The 281-nt window shown below is 37.7% G+C and carries 1 protein-coding gene; it reads left to right on the top strand.

The genetic code is table 11. The features are described 5' to 3' along the window. On the top strand, positions 1-281 hold a 281-nt coding region (locus tag FC45_RS07550; protein WP_155517717.1), incomplete at both ends, for a hypothetical protein.

Genomic DNA, 281 nt, shown 5'->3' with positions numbered 1-281 from the left:
TACAACAAGACCACTTCATATGATTTAGCTAGTCAATTTAGCACTTTGATAGATGGTCAAACTGTTAATGCTAAGGTGGTTTACACCCCAGATAAGCAAACTATCACGGTTACTGTCCATGATTCAGAAACAAACACAGATGTAACTATTCCAACCACTATTCCAACAAGCTTTGATGGAACAACTGGTGGAACTGTTGATATCACTGATGGCATCAACAAGATCAAGACATACTTGACTGAACATGGTTACACTGTTCCAGATAAGATTGATATTCCAAC

The organism is Lactobacillus jensenii DSM 20557 (assembly GCF_001436455.1).
In the GTDB taxonomy this organism is placed as follows: domain Bacteria; phylum Bacillota; class Bacilli; order Lactobacillales; family Lactobacillaceae; genus Lactobacillus; species Lactobacillus jensenii.
The sequence above is the reverse complement of the archived record's forward strand: the minus strand, read 5'-3'. Positions and strand labels throughout refer to the sequence as shown.